Genomic DNA, 20,617 nt, shown 5'->3' with positions numbered 1-20,617 from the left:
TCGATTGCGCTTTGTAGAGTCACTTGGCCAGCTCCGGAGTCAGGCTAAACACACGATGCGACCGTCCGGCTTTGGTCAGCATATCAGAATCAAATTTTGTTCCGGTGGCCACTGAAATACGGTCAAAATCACCTTCAAGCGTTTCAAGATCCGGCAACGGCTTGTGGCATTCCCACGACCGGACCGGCGCAGCGCCAAGTTCGGCTTCAACCGTAGCATTATACCGACTTTGCGCACGAAGCTCGGCTGCGGCCTCATCCGGCACAAAAAACGGCGCCCGAAAACTTGGCTCTTCCAAGGCCAGTTTACGCAATGCTTCGTACTTCAGTCCCTCAACCTTCATCCGATTTGAAAACAACTTGTAGACCAGAAGATTACCGCCAATGGAGGGATTTCGATCCTCAAGGTTTCTTTCCTGAAACGGCAACCCAGCCCGTTCGCAGAAATCCTCAATAATATCGCCGTTCTTCAAAAGGTCGCGGTGATACCACGCAAGATGCAGATCCCCAACCGAGCGCCACCTCTCAAAGAAAGGTGTCATGCCCTGAAACCGATAGCAGTATTTGGAAAAACTTGGCGACTTGGACTGTGCCTGTATCATTTGACGATAGGCTGAAACCGCATAATCCAAATGCTCCCGCACATAGCAGATCACGGTCACTTTCTGCGCACCCAAATGTGCCAACATGTATTGCAGACCGTCCATGTCGTCTAAGTTCTGAAAGGCTTCACTGGACAGTAGAAGTGTGTCTTCTCCGGCTTGCTCCTGCCGGATACCTTCAACCAGCCGGACCACATCACCAAACGCCTTTTCCCGAAGTGCACCCGCTATGCGATGATGTGCAATCCGGTTTGGTGCGCCGGTGTGCGGATACAAGACCCCAACCTCAGAAAGTCTCCCCCGACTAAGCGCCAACCAATGCTGAAGCGAGGACGTTCCGGACTTGTGGCGACCGATATGTAAAATCACGTTCTCGAAAGTCACTTCGGCCGTCCTTGTTCTTTTCACGGGACAATTCGACGGTTCAGTGCCAGTTGCCCAATGCTATGTGATTGTTAAAGCACTGCCTCTTACAGGTCCATCTCCCTGTTTCTCTCCACCCTCGCCTAAGGTAAAGTTCACAATGAACCGGACCTGTGTCGTACCTGCGAACACGCCCCCCCCTGCCAATCCCGAGAAAGGGACCATGGATGACCCCTTTCAAGCGCCTGATCGACATTCTCTCTGCGCTGTTTCTCGGCCTTGTTCTGTCACCGTTGATCCTGTGGATCGCCCTGCGTGTGCTGATCAAAGACGGGCGTCCGATTTTCTTCGTCAGTGAACGAATGAAAACCCCTCAGAAGGCCTTTGGTCTGGTCAAATTCCGAACCATGCAAACCGGCAGCAACGATGGGATGGCGACAGGCGGCGACAAAAACGGGCGCGTGACTGACAACGGCGCCGTGCTGCGCGCCAAGCGGCTTGATGAGCTACCGCAACTTTGGAACCTGCTCTTGGGGCATGTGTCCCTTGTTGGTCCCCGCCCGCCCCTGCGCCGCTATGTAGAGCAACATCCCGAAGTGTACCGCGAAGTTCTCAAGGCCCGCCCTGGTATCACGGGCTTGGCGTCACTGGTCTATCACCGCCACGAAGCACTGCTTCTGGAACGCTGTGCCACCGCAGAGGAAACCGACGAGATCTATGCGCGGGCCTGCGTGCCTCGCAAAGCTGCCCTCGACATTATCTATCGCGACAATCACAACACATGCTGGGATTTCGTGATCATGTATCAAACCGTATTTGGCCGCCGCTGATCCTCACGCATCGCAAGTTCAGCAGCTCCCCTCGCAACGCGCGGTGCATTTGCCAGACCTGTCACCAAAATCGCACCGTCGCAATACCGACGTAATACCGACGTTTTGCCGACAGGAAATTCATATAAATTTCAGCCGGTTAACAGGCGATCAGACTAAGCACCACCGCGCCGCTTCCGCTCTTTGTCTTTCTCGACCATTTCCATGTAGTGATCCACTGCGGCGTCGATATCCGAGTAGTAGGTCAAATTGCCGTCCTCCAGCACGGCGCCTTCAGTGCACAATCTCTTTACCGCTTGCATCGAATGGGACACCATCACCATTCCGCTGTGCTGCAACCGCTCCAGAAAAACCTCATCACTCTTGCGCTTGAAGGTGGCATCCCCGACCGAAGTCACCTCGTCCACAAGGTAGGTATCAAAGTGAATGCCCATCGAAAGCCCAAAGGCCAAACGTGACTTCATACCGGAGGAATAACTGCGAACCGGGAGGTAGAAGTGTTGGCCAAGTTCCGCGAATTCTCTAACGGATTCAACAAGCTCATCGCTGTCCACACCATAGACACGCGCCACAAACCGGGTGTTCTGAAGGCCGGTGAGTTGGGGATGCGCACAGCCGGCAAAACCCACCGGCCAAGAAATCGACCCGCTGGACACCACCTGCCCGTCGTCCGGTGTCATGGTTCCGGCAATCATCTGCATCAAAGTGGACTTGCCCGCACCGTTTCTGCCCAACAAGGCCACAGCCGTGCGCGATGGCATCGTCGCATTCATATTGCGCGCAACGACCTTACTGCGGCCATTCATATGGTAGGTTTTCCAGAGGTCCTCAATCCGGATCATCGCCGATCCCGCATCGCGTAATAGACAAGGCACAAAATCAGGAAACTCACCAACAACGCCCCAAGCGTAAGAAGGCTCAGCTGCGCGCGCCTCGGATACTCCGCCGACTCCGCCATGGTTGGATTCATATAGGCCGCAACATACCGGGACTTGCGCTGAGCCTCCGCCAAAGCGGCGTCATACGCCACCGAGGCAGACAGGTAACTGCTGTTGGCAAACTCAAGTTCCACCGCCAACTCTTCATACTCACCGACAAGTCGGGAATAGGTGTCGTCTTCGGTTTCGATCTCACTGCCAAAGCGATTTCTTTCTTGGGCAATGCGTTCTTCGATAACCCGCACCTTGCGTTCACCCTGTGTGATCCGTGGATCACCCTCTCGCGCTGTTTCACGCACCAGATCCAGTTCAATCAAAGCCGTCGCCAATTGTGTCTGCAAATTGTTCAATAGACCCAAATGGCCTTGTGTATCGGCCAAAGGATCCACGATCTGCGTGCGCGCGCGGAACTTATTGATATCTTGGCGTGCTACCTTCAGGCGTTCAATCGTGCGGTCGAGTTCTTCTCGGGCGTATCGGGTTGTGTCTTCTCGGGCAATGGCCGTCAAATCATTGATAATGCGGGTGCTTTCCTGCACGACAAGCTGTGCCACCCTCTGCGCGTCTTCAGGCGTGAACGCCACAACGCGCAACTCAAGCAAACCACTGCGAGTATCATAGTAAACAGTCACAACCCGCTGCCAATAGTCCTGCAACTCTTCAATTGTGCTGTTTGGCTTCATGCCGAAATATGGATCCTCGGGGTTTTCATAAATTGACCCAAGATCCAGCTGCCTATGCGCGGCCTCTACCATCTGACGCGAGCTGATAAACTTGTACAAAATATCCGTGTCGCCGGAACTGTTGCCCGACAAATCCGTGATGCCTCCAAGCAATTCAAAGCCGGAACTGGCTTCCTCTGAACGGACAGTAAAGCCTACGTAAGAGGCGTATTGATCATGCGCCACCCAATAGAGGTACCAGATGACCACCGCAAACGGCACCACCACCCACAACAGAAAAAACAACATGAGCCGCACATGACGTCGGCGGGGTCGAGCAGGTCCTGCAACAGTTTGAACCACGCTGTCCGGCTTGTTCGCAGCGGACCTTTGCCTTCCTCCATTGCCCCCCTGATTGGGTGCACGATTTCCTTGTCCGGGCTGCTTATTCCGGTTCCCGTTCCCTTGTTGAGTTTGCTGTTGCCCCGGACGCTTTTCACCCGTCTCGTTTTTCTTGACGCTGGCAGGTTTGGCAGAGGCGTTCTCGGACATATCAGTTTCCTGTTTGCCTCGCGCCACACGCGCATTTGGCTGGGGGTTGCTCGTATTCAAAACAGCTCTCTCGTTTACTCGCAAAGCAAAATACACTACTCAAAGCTTAACACGTGACAGATAGAAAGCCAGTACTCCTACCCATGTCAGAGACTGAATTTGTCGCTCAAAAACCACGGTCCTTCCGTAGCTCCAGAACGATTATCGCTCTGGTTTTGCGTGAAATGTCGACCACTTACGGTCGGACAGCGTTTGGGTATTTGTGGGCGATCCTGCAACCTGCAGCCGGTGTGATGCTGCTGACTATTGTCTTCTCCATTGCCCTGCGTAAACCTGATCTGGGCACCAACTTTCCCCTGTTTTACGCATCTGGTCTTCTGCCTTTGCTGGCGTTTCTGGATGTGGCTGGGAAACTGGCCAAGGCGCTGGATTTCTCCCGAGCCCTGCTTGCCTTTCCAGCAGTGTCCTATCTGGACGCTCTGATCGCGAGGTGGCTGATCAACGGCTTGACTCAGGTGATGGTGTTCGCTGTCGTGTTGGGCTGTATCATGTTTTTTTACAACCAATCCCCGCATATCCATATCGGCCAGATGCTCTCAGGCTGGGCAATGCTGCTGGGCCTCGGAGCCGGTATCGGAACCCTAAACTGCTATCTGTTTCTCCGGTTCCCCTTCTGGGAACAGATCTGGGGAATTTTGACCCGACCTCTTCTGTTTATTTCCTGTGTTTTCTACACATTCGAGGCGGTTCCACCACCCTACAGTGACTATCTGTGGTACAACCCCATGGTCCACGTCACCGGAATGATGCGCCGAAGCATCTACTACAACTACGACGCGGCTTATGTTTCGCCGCTCTATGTCGCGACAATCGCCCTAAGTTGTCTGTTGCTTGGTTTGCTGCTGCTGCACCGCAACTCTCGCGACCTGCTGTATCGCTAAGTGTTGTCCTGCAAAACCTGCCGCAAACACGCCGCCATCTCGGTCGCCTGATCAGAAAAACTTGTGACGTCGATCGGCTCTTGCGCGGCACCGTCCGGCTCAAGAACCCTGACAATGTGGGGCAATAAATGATCGGCCCCCTGACCAATCTGCAAAAGCTCAGAGGCCTCAATAGCAGCATGCTCCGTGGTGCCGCCACTGTCAGTTTGAATGACTTTGATCCCGCGGGCCAGTGCTTCGCGGATCGTCAGACCAAAGGTTTCTTTCCACTGGGACATGAACAACAGCACATCAATTTTGGCGTAGAACCTATCCATTTCGTCCTGCGAGAACCGAGGATAAACAGACCAGTTCCCCTTCAGTTTCTTGAGATCGACATCGCTCCACCAACTGCCGTCCATACTGCCGTCAACGAGATAGCCATCAAAATCTTCCCGCTCGATCGTCTCAAATGCCTTTCGAATGAACGGCCAGCCTTTGATGTGGGACGGCCCTCCCACAAACCCAAAGGCCACGCGCCCTCCGGTTGCTGCTCTGCGATTTGCCTGTTTCTCAAAAAAGCGTGGCGAAGGTTTTTTGACCCCGTTACGCCACACCATAGATCTCTTAGCAGTCAATCCTGATCGCGCACTCAAGTCATGCGCAAAATCGCTGGGATAGGTGATGACATCCGCCATGGCTGCGGCGGCCTTTAGGCGACTATCTCGGCTGCGTGTCCGATCAAAATCATCCACGCAACCGCGACAGTTTTCAATCCGAACCGGGTCTTGCCCACAATAGCGCCCATCCATCCGGATCATGAACTGCCGCTCACACAGCCACCAAAAATCATGCGTCGACAAAACCATCGGCACCCCTTGCCGCCGGATCATTGGCATGATTCCAGCGCCGACCTCTTGCACGCAATGCATGTGCACTACGTCGGGAGAAATCGTGCGCAAAAGCCTCTCTACCACCTCGGTGACCTGCGGATTGTCATAGGACTCAGCATAGTTACGATGGAACGGCAGATTGATGACATAGTTCACGATGCCGGCTTTTTCGGTCTTGATGACCACGTATGGCGGCATGTGCTCCTGACAGGTGGCTGAAATCGCTGTGACTTGAAACCCGTGTTCGGCTTTCAGGCGCTGCGCAACCTGTTCCGCCACCACCGTCGCGCCGCCATAAGTAAAAGGCGCAAAAAATACATTGATGACAAGAACGTGTGGCGCTTGTCCCCGCGTCATGCCTTCACCCAACGGATCAGTTCAGGATCAACAACCGGCGCATCAAGACGCGCACTCCAGCGGCTCTCGAGCAATTCGCGGGCGACACGCCCCATTTCCGCAGTCTCGGAGCGATCCCGAGCCATCCGATCGAGCGCTTCCGCCCAACCGTCAGTGGCGTTCAGGACCAGTCCGCTGCGCCCATGGTCCACCACCTCAGCCATGTCGCTCACCGACCCGACAATGCTCGGAACACCGACAGATGCCGCATCAATCACGCGCACCGCGCTCTTGCAGCGATTGAAGATGTCATCTGTCAACGGCATCACCGCGCAATCCACCGTCGACAGTGTCCGCAGGTAGGTTTCGTAGTCCCTGAAGGGGTGGGTTTCTACCTGACTTCGCAACTCGGCAGGCAGCAGCTTGCGGTCAAAATGCCCCAAAATGACAAGCTTGCGATCCCCGCCCTCCGAAAGGAAACCTGTCACATCATCCGCAATTAGGTTGAAGTCGATTTCATGACCCTGTGACCCACTGGCAAAAGCAACACGAAATCCATCTCTTTTGGTACGGGATTGAATCGCGCGCGTGCCGGCCTCCAACGCCTGCTGATCCGCAAAGTTTCGGCGCATCAAGACAGGGCGCGTTGAATAAAGCCCTGCATGCGCCTGCATTCCCGGAGTGGACACGCTGATCATGTCTGCACTGTTCATGACGTCCAGATACTTCGGCGCCTCGTTCATGAAATGCGTCTTCCGCCAAACAGGCAGCGCCTTCATGTTTTCGTAGGTGCCATATGCAGAAACGGAAAACAGCGGGTCATCAAGATCATACAGAATGGGCAACCTTAGTCGCCGCGCCTCGTAGCTCAGCATGCTGGTCAAAGGCGTTGTGGCCAACCGATAGAACATAACGTGTGTGGCATCTTGCATGATCGTGGTCGAACGCGTCACGTCCTCATAGTGGGAATAAATGTACTCCACGTCAGCAAGCCGCCAGATTTCATCTAACTGTTCGACCCGATACTTGCGGCATTGCGGTAAGTTCAGATCACCGATCATCGCGATCTTGCGGCGTTTGTTCAAAATCGCCGGAGGTTGTGAAATGTGGAAGCCGTCGTTTTCGGCAAGATCCAACCAAAGGGAGGACAGGTACTCCGAAGGCGCTTTCGGCCGTTCCCGACCGCTGCGGATTAACGCCGAGTACCCGCGCCCTGCCATACGATTGCTAACGTATTGCTTTGTCCGGGCCAACGCGCCAGACAATCCCTCTTCGCGAATTGCTCTAGAAAATCTCGAGAGTTTGTCGCGTTTAAACATATCGATCAAAAGCATCGCACGCCCAAACCTTAATGCACTTGCCCCTTCTTAACCATCGCTCCCGATTGGAGAAACCCTAAATCTGCCGATCTCTTTTGACCAAAATTCCGCATAGCACCCCGATTGGGAAGTACTAAAAATTGCGATGAATTCTCGACGCTTCTGTTCTATCTTCCACGATTTCAACACATTTCCGCCCGCGCGAATTCGGCTGTTTCCGACATATTTGGGCACCATTTTTGCCGATCCGGCGCAGGTATTTTTTATGCTCTCATTCAGTTTCACCGGTCTGTTGACCAGTGGTAGTTTCAGCTTTGCGTCCGACACGCTGTCCTTCACACCCATGTCCTCCAATTCGGGAGTGACGGTTTTTCACCATGGGCTGGGCACCGCAACCGAGATTTCAACACCCGTCGGCGGCGGTGCATCTGTCACGACCCAACACAGCCTGACAGACAACAGAATTTCGCTGGGCTCTGACAGCTCACTTCTCAGCCTGTCTCGCACCATGCTTGACGCCCTCATCGAGCAGGCCACCGCAACGTCCGCAGGATCAATCAGAACGTTCCTTTCCAATGGAGATCACTATGGAAACGCAGGCGTTGTGCTCGCGGATCAATCCAGTTCAGCCACACTCATCTATGTATCAGAACCCAACAGCACGAGCCTGAGAGTCTATCAAGAAACCACGTCGGGAACACTGGCCTTAGTGCAAACCATTTCCGGTACCGTGAGCCCCTTCGCAAATGGCATTTCCACCATGGCGCGTCTCGCGACTGATCAAGGCAGCTTTCTCTATACCGGTTCTGCTTTGTCCAACGGGATCGACATATATCAAGTTTCCGCCTCTGGGCAGCTTCAACACTACGGCTCTTTAGGTGCGGCCGACGGACTACCGGTGCACACCATCACAGCCATCGAGCCAGCAACAATAGACGGTGCAGATTTTCTCGTTGTTGCAGCGTCGGGCACGTCAAGCCTTTCCGTGCTTCAAGTGGCAAGCGACGGTAATTTGGTGCTCACCGATCACGCGTTGGACACCGGTCTAAGCCGGTTCCAAAACGTCACGGAAATCGATGTAATATCCGTCAGAGACCATGTCTTTGTCATCGCGGGAGGCTCTGACGGCGGCGTAACGCTGTTGACCCTTCTGCCGGACGGCACCCTTATAGCTCTGGACACGCTTATCGACACCGGCGACACAAGCCTTCACTCCGTTTCCGCCCTTTCTTCCAGTGTAGTTGGCAGTGACATTCACGTGTTTGTCGGTTCAGGGTCAGAGGCCGGTGTGACCCATCTGGTGATAAATATTGCCGCCCTGGGCGATCTTGTCGTGGGAAGTTCGGGCCATTTGATCGGCACGCCCCAAAACGACACGCTCGCAATAGAAGGAAGTGGAACTGTTGCCGCCGGCGCAGGTGACGACATTCTGCGCGATGGCAATGGGCAGAATACATTGACCGGCGGCGACGGTGTGGACGTTTTTGTGTTTGGCGCTGATGGACAACGAGATGTGATTGCAGACTTCCAAGTTGGCGTAGACAGAATCGACCTCACCTTCGCACTCGGGTCCTATCCCATCGGCCAAATCTTTACGACAATCACCTCGACCGGTGCCATTCTGACCTATGGCAACGACATATTGGAAATTATCGCTTCGGGGGCCGGACTCACAGAGGCAACCCTACATGCCGCACTGGTCGGCGTCATCGACCATCCTGCGACTTCGCCCGTAACCCAGCCTCCAACACCCGATCCAGATCCCGAACCGGACCCAGACCCTGAGCCGGTGCCCGGTTCAGAAAATGATACGCTTATTGGCACCGCTGCCGGCGACAATCTGGAAGGAGGCGCAGGGCATGACACACTCGCGGGTCTGGCCGGAGATGACCTGCTGAGAGGTGGGATTGGAAACGATGCGCTTTATGGTGGCACAGGCAACGACCGGCTGATCGGAGGAAGCGGAGAGGACATACTGCGCGGTGGCGCAGGAAACGACACCATCGAGGGTGGCGGTCAACAAGACACCATCGAAGGCGGCGGTGACAACGACAGCATCCTCGGTGGCAATGGACGCGACAGCCTATTTGGAGAAGCCGGAAACGACACGCTGCGCGGCGGGGTTGGCAATGATTTGCTTCAGGGAGGCGAAGGTTCGGATCGCCTGCACGGCGGACGTGACAGCGACACGATTTATGGCGGCAATGGCAACGACACGCTTCTGGGAGAGTTCGGCCGCGACCGCCTTTTTGGCGGAGCCGGAAATGACTTGCTGCGCGGCAATGGCGGCGACGACACACTCGATGGTGGCGCAGGGTCGGACACATTGGTCGGCGGCAATCTCTATGACATGCTACGTGGCGGCGAAGGCAATGATTTTCTGGACGGCGGTGTTTATGCAGACACCCTTTTTGGTCAACAGGGCAATGACACGCTGATCGGCAGCGGTGGCACCGATTGGCTATATGGTGGCAACGGACATGACAGCGCTGATGGGGGCAACAGTCATGATCGTTTTTGGGGAGGCAACGGCAACGACACGTTTGTTGGAGGCGCCGGTCACGACATCGCGCGTGGCGATGCCGGAAACGATCACCTACGTGGGGGCGGCGACAACGACACACTGTTCGGCGGGGGCGGATTTGACACATTGATCGGTGGTGTCGGTGATGACGTCCTCACCGGCGGTCAAAATGGCGATGCCTTTGTGTTTGCCTCCGGACACGGACAGGACACCATCATGGACTTCGATGCAGCCAATGCGAATGAAACCATTGACCTACGGGGCGTTGCAGCCATCACGTCTATTCAGGACCTGTTGGCCAATCACATTCTTTCAACCGCAAACGGGAATGTTGTGATCGACACGGGGCATAACGGGCAAATCACCCTCATTGGTGTGCAGCTGGATCAACTGGACTCATCTGACTTTCTTTTTTAGCCAAATATCACTGTACCTACTTTTAATGTCATCGGGTGTTTCTAAAAAGAGGTTGCGCTGTTCTTCCAGCGCCTGTTACTCCAGATATGACGCTCATTTAGGAGGTGTGGACGGGGTATGTCGCGACCTGATTTCGTAGGTATCGGCGCACAGAAAGCCGCAACGACCTGGCTTTTCAAGCGCCTTTGCATGCACCCAGACATCTATTTTCCTCGTGGCAAAGAGATCCATTTTTGGGATCGCCGCGACCAAATGGGACGCAAGATTGTCCAATACCAAAGGATGTTCAGCGGCAAACAGATCGATCACATCGGCGGAAAAACCGGCGAAATAACCCCCGCATATTTGCGCATCACCGACGCTCGCATCGCGGAGCTGAAAGAGTTGGCACCCGACCTGCGTCTTATGGTCATTCTGCGCAATCCCGTCGAAAGGGCGATTTCTGCCGCGGCGCAGGCTATCAGAAACAACGAAGGCTCTCAAAACCCCCTGTTCTCTCGCAACACCACGGAAGGCGGACTGTACGGAAAACATTTGGGCCGGTGGCTGGCTCATTTCTCCAAAGATCAATTGCTGGTTCTGACCCAGGATGAGATCAAGGTAGACGGTCGAGCCGTGCTCAAGAAAGTCGCGACTCACGTCGGCGTTGAACCCGGTGTTTATGACTTGATTGACCGATCATTGTTGGACACAACCACATCTCCAACGCCCAATCGACTTGACGTATTGCCTGACGACATGAAACGCCTGAAAAGTATTTTCCGTGAGGACATTCAGACGTTGGAAGCCTTGCTTGGGCGTAGTTTTGATTGGGACATTTGAGGGCGACAGTCCTCACATTATTGAGGCCTCTTTCGTGGAGAACGAACAATGAGCCAACAACAGCTTTTTGGAAATCTTTTCCTGAGTATCGGCGCCATGAAGGCCGGCACCACATGGCTCTATACAGTGCTTTCGCGACACCCCGAGTTGCATTTTTCGCTCGAGAAAGAAATCCACTATTTCTATCATCGCTACGTCAATTCTGGATTGCTAAGCGATCAAAGGCGCATGAGAAACGCCAAGCAGCAATACCTCAATCGCTTTGATCCTGATCGCGCCAATATCGACCGCATTCGCCACAACCTGCACTGGGTTAGCGCCTACCTCAGCCGTCCGGTTGATGATCACTGGTTTCGCAATTTGTTCGAGCTGCGCGGCAACCAAAAATACGCCTGCGAGTTTTCAAATCTTACGGCTCACGTCCCAGTAGAAGCCTGGCCGCGCATTCATGATGACTGCAACAAACTACGCGTCCTGTACACAATGAGGGACCCGATCAAACGCCTCTGGAGTCATACGAAATTCCACCTGCAAGTCACCAATCAGGTCGACAAGCTCGATACATGGACACCAGAAGAGTTTCAGGCCTTTGCGAAAAAAGACTTCCTGTGGGACAACGCAGAATACGGAGCGGTCTTAAGGCGCGTGAAAGAGGGATTGCCCGAAGGCACATGGATGCCGTTGTTTTACGAAGACCTACACGAAGATCAGCGCGGGACGCTCAAGAAAATCGAAGACTTTCTCGATATCTCGAACTTCGACTATCCCCAACAGATTTTGGACAAACGCATGACGGAATCGGTCAAGCGTCCGATGCCAGAGTTCTTTCCCGACCTGTTCACAGAGGATGTCGAACGGATCAAATCAGAACTGACCGACCTTGGCCTTGAACCTCCAGCAAGTTGGCTGTGACGATCAGCCTTTCAGAAGTCCTTCGAGATACCGGCCATAGGCGTTCTTGGCAAAAAGCTTGGCACGCTCTTCAAGCCGATCCCGCGTGATCCAGCCTTGGTCAAAGGCAATTTCGTCAGGACAGCCGGATTGCAGGCCTTGGCGTTGCTCCAGTGTTCGGACAAAATTTCCAGCGTCCAAGAGCGACCCGTGTGTTCCGGTATCCAGCCACGCGTAGCCACGTCCCATGCGCTCCACCGACAAATTGCCCTCATGCAAATACATCTCCAGAAGCGTGGTTATCTCCAGCTCACCGCGCGCCGAAGGCTGCACTTTGCGGGCGCGCTCAGAGGCACTTCCATCCAGAAAGTAGAGACCGGTGACCGCAAAATTCGACGGTGGGACTTCCGGTTTTTCTATAATCGACACCGCCCGCCCTTCGTCGTCAAAATCAACGACACCATAACGCTCCGGGTCAGCAACGCGATATCCGAACACGGTGCCGCCAGCTTCCTTTTGATCCGCGCTCGCCAACAGTTCCGGAAGACCATGACCAAAGAAGATGTTGTCCCCCAAAACCAATGTGGAGGGGGCGCCATCAAGAAAATCTTCTGCCAGAATAAACGCCTGTGCCAATCCGTCAGGACTTGGCTGCACGATATAGGTGAACTGCATGCCGTATTGGCCGCCGTCCTGTAAAAGTCGTTGAAACTGGATCTGATCTTCTGGTGTGGTGATGATCGCCACTTCTCGGATACCCGCCAGCATCAGCACGCTGAGAGGATAATAGATCATCGGCTTGTCATAAATCGGTAGGAGCTGTTTCGACACACCCATTGTGATTGGATAAAGTCGGGTGCCAGAGCCCCCCGCCAGAATGATGCCTTTACGCTTGCTCATGTCAGCTACCTTTCAAATCGTTCAAAACAACCGCTAGGCTGGCCCGCCAATTGGGGCGCGCAATTCCAAATTCCCGCTCCAGGTCAGTACAGTCCATACGCGAGTTTGAAGGGCGTTTCGCAGGTGTAGGATAGTCAGACGCTGGTATGTCCGTGACCGTCACCTCTCGCCCAGACTGAGCGAAGATTTCACGGGCAAATTCTGCCCAGCTTACATCCGGTTCGCCGGCAAAATGGAAAGTGCCGCCGGCCTGTCCCACAATCATCGCGTCCGTCATAACAAGACAGGCCGCAGCTATATCCGCGGCCGACGTCGGGCCGCCAACCTGATCAGCCACAACAGTCAGCGCATTCCGAGTTTCCGACACACGTAGCATTGTTTTTACAAAATTGTTGCCGTGCGCCGAAAAAACCCAGCTTGTGCGCAATATTGATGCGTGTGCTCCCGCGTTGCGAATGCCCTGCTCACCAGCAAGTTTTGAGCGGCCATATGCGCCCAATGGACCGGTCAAATCGTTTGGTTTCCACGCGCTAGTACCTTGACCATCAAAAACGTAGTCAGTGGAGATATGCACCAACGGCAATTCCCGAGCCGCGCAGGCCTCGGCCATAGCCGTCGGAGCGGCACCGTTGACCAAAGTGGCAAGGGCTTCTTCCTCTTCTGCGCGATCCACGGCCGTATATGCCGCTGCATTGATTACAGCTCCCGCATCTGCCTCCTTGATCGCCCTCGCACAGGCCGCCGGATCAGATAAATCGACCTCGTCGCGACCCAGCGCGATCACACGGTCGCTTTGTAGTCTTAGTTCTGTAGCGACTTGCCCGGTTCGTCCAAAAACCAGAATTGGCGCATCAATAGCGGGTGTTGGCGTCTGGGTCATACCCGAACCTTTCGTAGTCCGCTGCAAACAGCGCATGAACTTGTGAGCGCTCTTCATCACTCAGTGAGAATTTCACCGGATCACGATCTTGCCACTTCAATCGCTCAATCAAAGCGTTGCTGTTTCCGATTTGGCGCGGGCCATCTTCGTTGCCCGCTAAGCGATCAAGCCAGTCAACAACCTTCTGCAAACCATCTTCCAGTCGAAACACGGTGCTTGTTTCTGGAATAAAGTCCGCACATGAACGCACATGATTGTCATACAAAAAAGGCTCTTTTTGAGTCTCCGCACACAAGTTACTCAGCCAAGGCCCAAACCCTGTTTCGGGCGCAATCCGACCCTCTATTTCCCGCTGAAACAAAAATGCTGATGCGACACGGTCGATCGGGTGGCGCACGACCGCAAAGCTGGCGTCAAAAAAGTCATCTGGAAACAACCTCGACAATGCATCCAGCGGAATGTGCTGCGGAGAACTGTTGTTCCAGCGACCTTTGGCCTCCAGCGAGCCAAAAGCGCTGTCTTTGAAAGCCAGCGAGCCAAACCGGGCTTCCAAATAGTGCTCGATCGCCGTCCCTGCGCACTTTGGCACATGAGCAAAATAGACAAGTTTACCGGCGATCCGAGCGATTGGCATATCGACTACCCCGCACCCAAACGCTGACCAACACCGTGCCGCTCCTGAAGCGGGCGCCACCAATCTTCATTGTCCAGATACCAAGTCACCGTCCGCGCAAGGCCTTCTTCAACCGTCACGCTCGGGCGCCAGCCAAGTTCCTCGCGAATTCGAGTGGGATCAATCGCATACCGCTCATCATGGCCCGGTCGATCGGTTACAAATGTGATCTGGTCCGCATACGAATCCCCGCCCACTTTCGGGCGTTTCTCGTCTAGAATGGCACACAGAGTCTTTACCAATTCCAGATTGGAACGCTCGTTCTCGCCGCCAATATTGTAACTTCGGCCCAATGCGCCCCTCTCAGCCACAAGCAAAAGGGCATCGGCGTGATCTTCTACAAACAGCCAATCTCGGACGTTGGACCCATCACCATAAATTGGTAGCGCCCTGCCTGCCAAAGCGTTGAGAATGATCACCGGAATCAGCTTCTCTGGAAAATGGTATGGGCCATAGTTGTTGGAACAATTGGTCAGAACAACCGGCAGTCCATAGGTCTCCTGCCAAGCTCGAACAAGGTGGTCAGAAGCCGCCTTGGACGCGGAATACGGACTGCGCGGATCATAAGCTGTGGTTTCTGTAAATTGTACGTCCGGATCTGCTGGCAAAGAGCCGAAAACTTCGTCTGTCGAGATGTGGTGAAATCTAAACCCGTCGGGCTTTCCGGCACTCACCCAATAACTGCGGGCGGCCTCAAGCATGTTATAGGTGCCAGTGATATTCGTTTCGATAAAATCGCCAGGCCCATCAATGGATCGATCCACGTGCGATTCCGCCGCAAGGTGCATAACGACATCTGGGTTCTGCTCTGAAAAAACCCGATCAAGGGTTGCGCGATCGCGAATGTCCGCTTTTTCGAAATGATAAAGAGGGCTTTCGGCGACTTCCGCGACATTCTCAAGACATGCCGCATACGTCAGCGCATCCAGGTTCACAACTTCATGTCCACGCGACACCGCCAATCGCACCACTGCGGATCCGATGAAACCTGCGCCGCCCGTTACCAAGAGTTTCATTTCGATCAGCCTTCGTAGTTGAAACGGCTATCAAAGCCCTCAAATGTCGGTGCGAGCGTGTCTTTCTCGGACAAAATCGGTGCGCCGTCAAAACTCCAATCGACCCCGCAGCTGTCCCAACGCAAGCCGGCATCACAATCCGGCGCGTAGTAGTCCGTGCATTTGTAGATGATTTCCGTGTCGGGCGCGCGGGTCACAAAGCCATGCGCAAATCCTGGGGGGATCCACAACTGTTTGCCGTTTTCCGCGGTGAGCTCCTCGCCCACCCACTGACCATAGGTCGGGCTGCCTTTACGAATATCGACCGCCACATCAAACAGAGCACCACGGCCACATCGCACCAGTTTGCCCTGCGCGTGAGGTGGTGTTTGAAAGTGCAGGCCGCGAATGGTACCCGCTTCGCTGCTAAGGCTATGGTTGTCTTGAACAAAATCGATGTCCAATCCCGCTTCCGCCATACGCTGGCGGTTCCAACTTTCCGAGAAAAATCCGCGATTATCGCCAAAACGAGCGGGGGTCAGCAACACGACACCCGGCAATCCAAGGGCCACTACATCCAACATAATATCGGGTCCAAAAAATAAGCATTGCCAAATACATACACGCCGCTACCACTTAGGAAAACCCTACAGACGGTTTGAGTGGTCCCTCATAGGCAATGAGCCCCATATGGCGCCGGTTAAAGTTTGGCGGCCTTCATCTTTTCATAGAGTGGCAATGCGGCGTTTAGCACACTTTGAAGGTGGTCTGGCACCATCGGAAGTGGACCTTCGGCGCCGTCAAAACCGGTGGAATTCCACACTGATCCGTACCAATGCGGCGCCCAAACGCCGTCGTTCCTATGACCACCTTCCGGCCACGACAACATCGCCTCTGAAAATGACAAGCCAATGGAATCGCAAAGCTTTTCCAGCATACCTTGTGGATCATCGCGGATGTCATGGCTGTCAACTACTACGGGATCTTGCCCCCACGACGCCACCAAATCGAACAACTCTGATTGTTGCGCAAATCCGATATCTGCCAGCGTCGGGTTTTCGCGCTTGGCGGCATATGACGATATCACGCGAGCAGGGTGACGGATTAGAAAAACATTTGTCACATTCCGCATCCAGTCTCGGGGCACGCCCTCAATCATGTGCTGTGTCATATGTTTTTGATAATAAACTCGTTTTCCGTCCGGATGGACGCCAAGCAACATCTCGGCCACGGCGTCGGGATTCCGGTTTTGCGCGGCCAGTATTTCATCGCGCATCGGATGATTAAGGCCGGTGATCGACAAGTAGGCAGCATAAAACGGTTCATCAACAACTGTGCAATCCGGTCGGTTTCCGAAGGCATACATCATCGCGGTTGAAAGGTTTCGGGGGCCGCTCCACATTGCGATTTTCACGGGGCAAAACTCCTGTCGGTATCGTGTCGGTATTGCGTCGGTGAATTCTTTACTCAGGATTTGGCGGCGTCTTTTGCCACCAAATCTTTATAGAGTGCGCGGATGTGTTTGGTCATGTCGCCCATTTCACCGGTCCCGATCTGACGTCCGTCGATTTCACTTACGGGTGTTTGGGCACCGAAAGTGCCGGTAAGAAATGCCTCGTCCGCGCCGTAGGTGTCGACCAGAGAATAATTGCGCTCGAAAACCGGGATACCGTCAGCACGGCAGACGTCGATCACCTTTTGGCGGGTGATACCGTTCATGCAGTAATCGCCCGTCGAAGTCCAAACGGCGCCTTTGCGCACGATAAAGAAGTTGCAAGCGTTGGTCGTGTTCACAAAACCATTGATGTCGAGCATCAGCGCTTCGTCAGCACCGGCCTTTTCGGCGGCAATGCAGGCAAGGATACAATTGAGCTTAGAATGGGAGTTCAACTTAGGGTCTTGCGTCATCGGCAGGCCGCGAATGTGCGGCACGGTGGCAAGGCGGATCGGACGCGGCAGAGAGGGTTTGGAATGTTCCATGATGATGGTCATCGTCGGGCCTTGACGACTTAGCCCAGGATGCTGGAACGGACGTGTTTTGACGCCGCGCGTCACCATAAGGCGGGCATGGGCGTCGGTTGTCATATTGTTGGCGGCGCGGGTGTCTTCCAATGCTTGAATGACGCCAGCCGTATCAAGCCCGATGTCCAGATCAATGGCCTTGGCGGCCTCAAACAGACGGTCGATATGTTCAGACAGAAACGCCCAATGCCCATTGTAAAGGCGCAGCCCTTCCCACACGCCATCCCCGAGCATAAAGCCGCTGTCATAAACAGACACAACGGCCTCCGCTTTTGGCACGACACGGCCATTGAGCCAGATCAGAATGTCTTCGTTGCGAGCATCCTCGGCGGCCTGATGTGTGGTGACGTGATCGGTCATGAGCGCTCTTTCCTTCTTGTGTCACGAGACGCTAGTGCCACGCGTCAAGAAGGCCAAGTCGGAAATTGTGATCAAAGCTGATCACCACGACGTGACATTTGATTTCACAGGATTGAGGGTCCTTAGACAGTGGCGCAGTGTGGGTTCAAAGGAGTGATACGAGATGTCAAAGATCCAGAACCTGAAAGCCGCCGCCCTCTTTGTGTTGATCCTGATCGGCGCTGTGGCCAACGGCAAACAGGCAAATGCCGCCAGCAGCGAAACTCTGATTGTTGCGGGGGGGTGTTTTTGGTGCGTTGAAAGCGATTTTGAAAGTGTCCCAGGTGTGAAAGAAGCCGTATCCGGCTATACGGGTGGCACCACCAAAAAGCCGACCTACAAGCAAGTGACCAAAGGCGGCACTGGCCACTATGAGGCGGTAAAAATCATCTTTGACCCCGCCAAAGTGAGCCGCGAAGAACTGTTGAACCTGTTTTTCCGGTCGGTTGATCCAACCGATGCCGGCGGACAGTTTTGTGACCGTGGTGACAGCTATCGCACCGCTGTTTTTGCCTCCGGCAAAGCGGAAAAAGCTTTGGCAGAGGCCGCCAAATCCGAGGCGCAGGCTGCCCTTGGGCGCACAGTTGTCACACCGATCCTGAACGCCAGCCGGTTTTATGACGCCGAAGATTATCATCAGGATTACTACAAGGGCGACAACATCGTCCTGACGCGGTTCGGGCCCAAGAAACAGAGCGAAGCCTACAAACGGTATCGCAAAGCTTGCAAGCGCGACGCCAAGGTCAAAGCGCTTTGGGGAAGCGCAGCGCCCTTTGTCGGCAACTGATCCTGCAGTTATTCCAAACAAAAACGGCGCTCCGATTGGGAGCGCCGTTTTTTGTTTCTACGTCACAGCCACTTAGTAGCGGTAGTGCTCCGGTTTGAACGGGCCTTCCGGCGTCACGCCGATATAAGCCGCTTGCTCTGGTGTCAGCTTGGACAGCTTCGCGCCCACTTTGGCGAGGTGCAGCGCAGCCACTTTCTCGTCGAGATGCTTGGGCAGGATGTACACTTCGTTGTTGTACTGCTCGCCTTTGGTGAACAGCTCGATCTGCGCCAGCACCTGGTTGGTGAAGCTCGCGGACATTACAAACGACGGGTGGCCGGTGGCGTTGCCAAGGTTCAATAGACGACCTTCGGACAGCAGGATCAACCGGTTGCCATTCGGCATCTCGATCATGTCCACCTGCTCTTTGATGTTGGTCCACTTGTGGTTCTTCAGGCTTGCGACCTGAATTTCATTGTCGAAGTGGCCAATGTTGCCAACAATCGCCATGTCCTTCATCTCGCGCATGTGCTCGATGCGGATCACGTCTTTGTTGCCGGTGGTGGTGATGAAGATGTCCGCGTCGAGGCTTTCTTCGAGCAGCACGACTTCAAAGCCGTCCATCGCCGCCTGAAGCGCACAGATCGGGTCGGCTTCGGTCACTTTCACGCGTGCGCCCGCGCCTGCGAGCGATGCTGCGGAACCTTTGCCCACGTCGCCGTAGCCGCAAACAACAGCCACTTTGCCGGCCATCATCGTGTCGGTGGCGCGGCGGATGCCGTCAACCAGCGACTCTTTGCAGCCGTACTTGTTGTCGAACTTCGACTTGGTCACAGAGTCGTTCACGTTGATCGCAGGGAACGGCAGCTCGCCTTTTTTGTGCAGATCATAAAGGCGGTGAACACCGGTGGTGGTTTCTTCAGAAACACCCATGATCGCTTCACGAGTTTTGGTGAACCAACCGGGGCTTTCGGCCATACGCTTTTTGATCTGCGCATGAATGGCTTCTTCTTCCTCGGAAGTCGCAACACCCAGGTCTTCGCCGGCTTCTGCCTTGGCGCCCAACAGGACGTAGAGTGTCGCGTCGCCGCCATCATCAAGGATCATGTTGGGGCCCTCGGGGAACAAGAACGACTTGTCCAGATAATCCCAATGCTCTTCCAGCGACTGACCTTTGATCGCGAATACCGGCACACCAGAGGCCGCAATCGCTGCGGCGGCGTGGTCTTGGGTGGAAAAGATGTTGCAGCTTGCCCAGCGCACATCCGCGCCCAGCGCGACAAGCGTTTCGATCAGGCATGCCGTCTGAATCGTCATATGCAGCGATCCGACAATGCGCGCACCGGCCAAGGGCTTGCTTTCGCCGAATTCTTCACGCAGCGCCATCAGGCCCGGCATTTCGGTTTCGGCAATATCCAGTTCCTTACGGCCAAAGTCGGCCAGAGAGATATCTTTTACAATATAGTCGGTCGCCATTGCGCCCAGCTCCTTACGGGTTATCCATTTGCGCCCAGATAACACCGAAGAGCCTTTTCTACAACGGCACCTCGTCGGATTCCGCCAGATCCAAGCGGGACAGTTTTTCCTGATGCCAGTCGGTACCAGCCGCGACGATACAGCTTACGCCCTGTGGGTTGGTCATGATGACCGTAAAGGTGCCGGTCTTTTGCGAGGCCCAGACCTCGATCAATGTTGCGTTGGCGGTGGAGCCTTGCAGACCGCCGGCTGTGAGAACTTCGGAATATTTGCTCTCCAACCGCTCCACCATGCGATCCCGCGCGGCACAGTGCAAATTCTGAGCGGCAACAGGCTGTGCGGTTGCGGTCATGCCAAGAAGCACGCCCCCACATATCAGTCGCTTGAACATGACGACCTCCTGCTCATTTCAGGTTCAGAAAATGTGAGGAGGACACG

The 20,617-nt window shown here is 54.6% G+C and carries 20 protein-coding genes; 6 read left to right on the top strand and 14 right to left on the bottom strand.

The genetic code is table 11. The features are described from left to right. Window positions 1-19: 19 nt before the first annotated feature. Entirely contained in the window at window positions 20-985 is a 966-nt protein-coding gene (locus BM069_RS12030; RefSeq protein ID WP_139216191.1) for a hypothetical protein, read from the bottom strand. Between the two features lie 206 nt (window positions 986-1,191). Here BM069_RS12030 and BM069_RS12025 point away from each other — a divergent pair, with 206 nt between their 5' ends. Further along, on the top strand, window positions 1,192-1,794 hold the full coding sequence (locus BM069_RS12025) for a sugar transferase (protein ID WP_093323985.1): 603 nt from the start codon (window positions 1,192-1,194) through the stop codon (window positions 1,792-1,794). 155 nt (window positions 1,795-1,949) lie between these two features. On the opposite strand, the gene BM069_RS12020 is transcribed toward BM069_RS12025, so the two are convergent. Together BM069_RS12020 and BM069_RS12015 are read right to left on the bottom strand one after the other, a co-directional pair. Then, window positions 1,950-2,636: an ABC transporter ATP-binding protein gene (locus BM069_RS12020; protein WP_093323983.1), complete on the bottom strand. Its 687-nt coding sequence runs from the start codon at window positions 2,634-2,636 to the stop codon at window positions 1,950-1,952. Beyond that, window positions 2,633-3,703, bottom strand: a complete 1,071-nt coding sequence (locus tag BM069_RS12015) for a KpsE/RkpR family capsule polysaccharide export protein (protein ID WP_093323982.1) — start codon at window positions 3,701-3,703, stop codon at window positions 2,633-2,635. Before BM069_RS12015 ends, BM069_RS12020 begins: the two co-directional genes overlap by 4 nt. 386 nt (window positions 3,704-4,089) lie before the next feature. Here BM069_RS12015 and BM069_RS12010 point away from each other — a divergent pair, with 386 nt between their 5' ends. Next, window positions 4,090-4,887, top strand: a complete 798-nt coding sequence (locus tag BM069_RS12010; RefSeq protein WP_093323981.1) for an ABC transporter permease — start codon at window positions 4,090-4,092, stop codon at window positions 4,885-4,887. Here the strand turns inward: BM069_RS12010 and BM069_RS12005 are convergent. Together BM069_RS12005 and BM069_RS12000 are read right to left on the bottom strand one after the other, a co-directional pair. After that, the gene (locus BM069_RS12005) at window positions 4,884-6,116 is read right to left on the bottom strand and encodes a glycosyltransferase (RefSeq protein ID WP_093323979.1); all 1,233 of its coding nucleotides are present in this window, start codon (window positions 6,114-6,116) and stop codon (window positions 4,884-4,886) included. The genes BM069_RS12010 and BM069_RS12005 overlap by 4 nt on opposite strands. Beyond that, window positions 6,113-7,315, bottom strand: a complete 1,203-nt coding sequence (locus BM069_RS12000; protein WP_170846742.1) for a glycosyltransferase — start codon at window positions 7,313-7,315, stop codon at window positions 6,113-6,115. Before BM069_RS12000 ends, BM069_RS12005 begins: the two co-directional genes overlap by 4 nt. A 364-nt stretch (window positions 7,316-7,679) precedes the next feature. On the opposite strand from BM069_RS12000, the gene BM069_RS11995 reads away from it, so the two are divergent. The 3 genes from BM069_RS11995 to BM069_RS11985 all read left to right on the top strand — a co-directional run bounded on the left by BM069_RS11995 (window position 7,680) and on the right by BM069_RS11985 (window position 12,089). Next, entirely contained in the window at window positions 7,680-10,355 is a 2,676-nt protein-coding gene (locus tag BM069_RS11995) for a hypothetical protein (RefSeq protein WP_170846741.1), read from the top strand. 117 nt (window positions 10,356-10,472) lie between these two features. After that, window positions 10,473-11,177 (top strand): sulfotransferase domain-containing protein, encoded by a 705-nt coding sequence (locus BM069_RS11990; RefSeq protein ID WP_093323975.1) that lies wholly within the window; start codon window positions 10,473-10,475, stop codon window positions 11,175-11,177. 48 nt (window positions 11,178-11,225) lie between these two features. Then, window positions 11,226-12,089, top strand: a complete 864-nt coding sequence (locus BM069_RS11985; protein ID WP_093323973.1) for a sulfotransferase — start codon at window positions 11,226-11,228, stop codon at window positions 12,087-12,089. Between the two features lie 3 nt (window positions 12,090-12,092). Here BM069_RS11985 and rfbA read toward each other — a convergent pair whose 3' ends face one another. The 7 genes from rfbA to BM069_RS11950 all read right to left on the bottom strand — a co-directional run bounded on the left by rfbA (window position 12,093) and on the right by BM069_RS11950 (window position 17,898). Next, complete coding sequence (gene rfbA / locus BM069_RS11980) at window positions 12,093-12,968, bottom strand: glucose-1-phosphate thymidylyltransferase RfbA (protein ID WP_093323972.1); 876 nt, start codon at window positions 12,966-12,968, stop codon at window positions 12,093-12,095. Between the two features lies 1 nt (window position 12,969). Then, on the bottom strand, window positions 12,970-13,848 hold the full coding sequence (rfbD, locus tag BM069_RS11975; protein ID WP_093323970.1) for a dTDP-4-dehydrorhamnose reductase: 879 nt from the start codon (window positions 13,846-13,848) through the stop codon (window positions 12,970-12,972). Next, entirely contained in the window at window positions 13,820-14,542 is a 723-nt protein-coding gene (locus BM069_RS11970) for a sulfotransferase family 2 domain-containing protein (protein ID WP_244503611.1), read from the bottom strand. The genes rfbD and BM069_RS11970 overlap by 29 nt, the downstream gene beginning before the upstream one ends. After that, on the bottom strand, window positions 14,488-15,537 hold the full coding sequence (gene rfbB / locus BM069_RS11965; RefSeq protein ID WP_093323967.1) for a dTDP-glucose 4,6-dehydratase: 1,050 nt from the start codon (window positions 15,535-15,537) through the stop codon (window positions 14,488-14,490). Before rfbB ends, BM069_RS11970 begins: the two co-directional genes overlap by 55 nt. Window positions 15,538-15,542: 5 nt before the next feature. Then, window positions 15,543-16,100 (bottom strand): dTDP-4-dehydrorhamnose 3,5-epimerase, encoded by a 558-nt coding sequence (gene rfbC / locus BM069_RS11960; protein ID WP_093323965.1) that lies wholly within the window; start codon window positions 16,098-16,100, stop codon window positions 15,543-15,545. A gap of 116 nt (window positions 16,101-16,216) precedes the next feature. After that, on the bottom strand, window positions 16,217-16,930 hold the full coding sequence (locus tag BM069_RS11955) for a sulfotransferase-like domain-containing protein (RefSeq protein WP_093323964.1): 714 nt from the start codon (window positions 16,928-16,930) through the stop codon (window positions 16,217-16,219). A gap of 53 nt (window positions 16,931-16,983) precedes the next feature. After that, window positions 16,984-17,898, bottom strand: coding sequence for a D-amino acid aminotransferase (locus BM069_RS11950; protein WP_093323962.1), 915 nt, complete (start codon window positions 17,896-17,898; stop codon window positions 16,984-16,986). Window positions 17,899-18,061: 163 nt separating this feature from the next. Between BM069_RS11950 and msrA the strand changes: the two genes are divergently transcribed. Further along, complete coding sequence (gene msrA, locus BM069_RS11945) at window positions 18,062-18,724, top strand: peptide-methionine (S)-S-oxide reductase MsrA (protein ID WP_093323961.1); 663 nt, start codon at window positions 18,062-18,064, stop codon at window positions 18,722-18,724. Window positions 18,725-18,796: 72 nt separating this feature from the next. Here msrA and ahcY read toward each other — a convergent pair whose 3' ends face one another. After that, on the bottom strand, window positions 18,797-20,179 hold the full coding sequence (gene ahcY / locus BM069_RS11940) for an adenosylhomocysteinase (protein WP_093323959.1): 1,383 nt from the start codon (window positions 20,177-20,179) through the stop codon (window positions 18,797-18,799). 58 nt (window positions 20,180-20,237) lie between these two features. Further along, a complete protein-coding gene (locus BM069_RS11935) occupies window positions 20,238-20,570 on the bottom strand; it encodes a hypothetical protein (RefSeq protein WP_093323958.1) in 333 nt (110 codons plus the stop codon). Window positions 20,571-20,617: the final 47 nt, after the last annotated feature.

The sequence above is a fragment of the Shimia haliotis genome (genome assembly GCF_900114415.1).
Lineage (GTDB): Bacteria > Pseudomonadota > Alphaproteobacteria > Rhodobacterales > Rhodobacteraceae > Shimia > Shimia haliotis.
Note: the sequence above shows the minus strand (reverse complement) of the source record. Positions and strands in the feature narration are given on the sequence as shown.

Bases quoted from the DNA above. Each gene is read 5' to 3' on its own strand.
- rfbD (WP_093323970.1), bottom strand. From the start codon at position 13,848: ATGACCCAGACGCCAACACCCGCTATTGATGCGCCAATTCTGGTTTTT.
- ahcY (WP_093323959.1), bottom strand. From the start codon at position 20,179: ATGGCGACCGACTATATTGTAAAAGATATCTCTCTGGCCGACTTTGGC.
- BM069_RS11985 (WP_093323973.1), top strand. From the start codon at position 11,226: ATGAGCCAACAACAGCTTTTTGGAAATCTTTTCCTGAGTATCGGCGCC.
- rfbC (WP_093323965.1), bottom strand. From the start codon at position 16,100: ATGTTGGATGTAGTGGCCCTTGGATTGCCGGGTGTCGTGTTGCTGACC.
- BM069_RS12020 (WP_093323983.1), bottom strand. From the start codon at position 2,636: ATGATCCGGATTGAGGACCTCTGGAAAACCTACCATATGAATGGCCGC.
- BM069_RS11995 (WP_170846741.1), top strand. From the start codon at position 7,680: ATGCTCTCATTCAGTTTCACCGGTCTGTTGACCAGTGGTAGTTTCAGC.
- rfbA (WP_093323972.1), bottom strand. From the start codon at position 12,968: ATGAGCAAGCGTAAAGGCATCATTCTGGCGGGGGGCTCTGGCACCCGA.
- BM069_RS11990 (WP_093323975.1), top strand. From the start codon at position 10,473: ATGTCGCGACCTGATTTCGTAGGTATCGGCGCACAGAAAGCCGCAACG.
- BM069_RS11935 (WP_093323958.1), bottom strand. From the start codon at position 20,570: ATGTTCAAGCGACTGATATGTGGGGGCGTGCTTCTTGGCATGACCGCA.
- BM069_RS12005 (WP_093323979.1), bottom strand. From the start codon at position 6,116: ATGACGCGGGGACAAGCGCCACACGTTCTTGTCATCAATGTATTTTTT.
- BM069_RS12015 (WP_093323982.1), bottom strand. From the start codon at position 3,703: ATGTTGTTTTTTCTGTTGTGGGTGGTGGTGCCGTTTGCGGTGGTCATC.
- BM069_RS12010 (WP_093323981.1), top strand. From the start codon at position 4,090: ATGTCAGAGACTGAATTTGTCGCTCAAAAACCACGGTCCTTCCGTAGC.
- BM069_RS12000 (WP_170846742.1), bottom strand. From the start codon at position 7,315: ATGGCAGGGCGCGGGTACTCGGCGTTAATCCGCAGCGGTCGGGAACGG.
- msrA (WP_093323961.1), top strand. From the start codon at position 18,062: ATGTCAAAGATCCAGAACCTGAAAGCCGCCGCCCTCTTTGTGTTGATC.
- BM069_RS11950 (WP_093323962.1), bottom strand. From the start codon at position 17,898: ATGACCGATCACGTCACCACACATCAGGCCGCCGAGGATGCTCGCAAC.
- BM069_RS12025 (WP_093323985.1), top strand. From the start codon at position 1,192: ATGACCCCTTTCAAGCGCCTGATCGACATTCTCTCTGCGCTGTTTCTC.
- rfbB (WP_093323967.1), bottom strand. From the start codon at position 15,537: ATGAAACTCTTGGTAACGGGCGGCGCAGGTTTCATCGGATCCGCAGTG.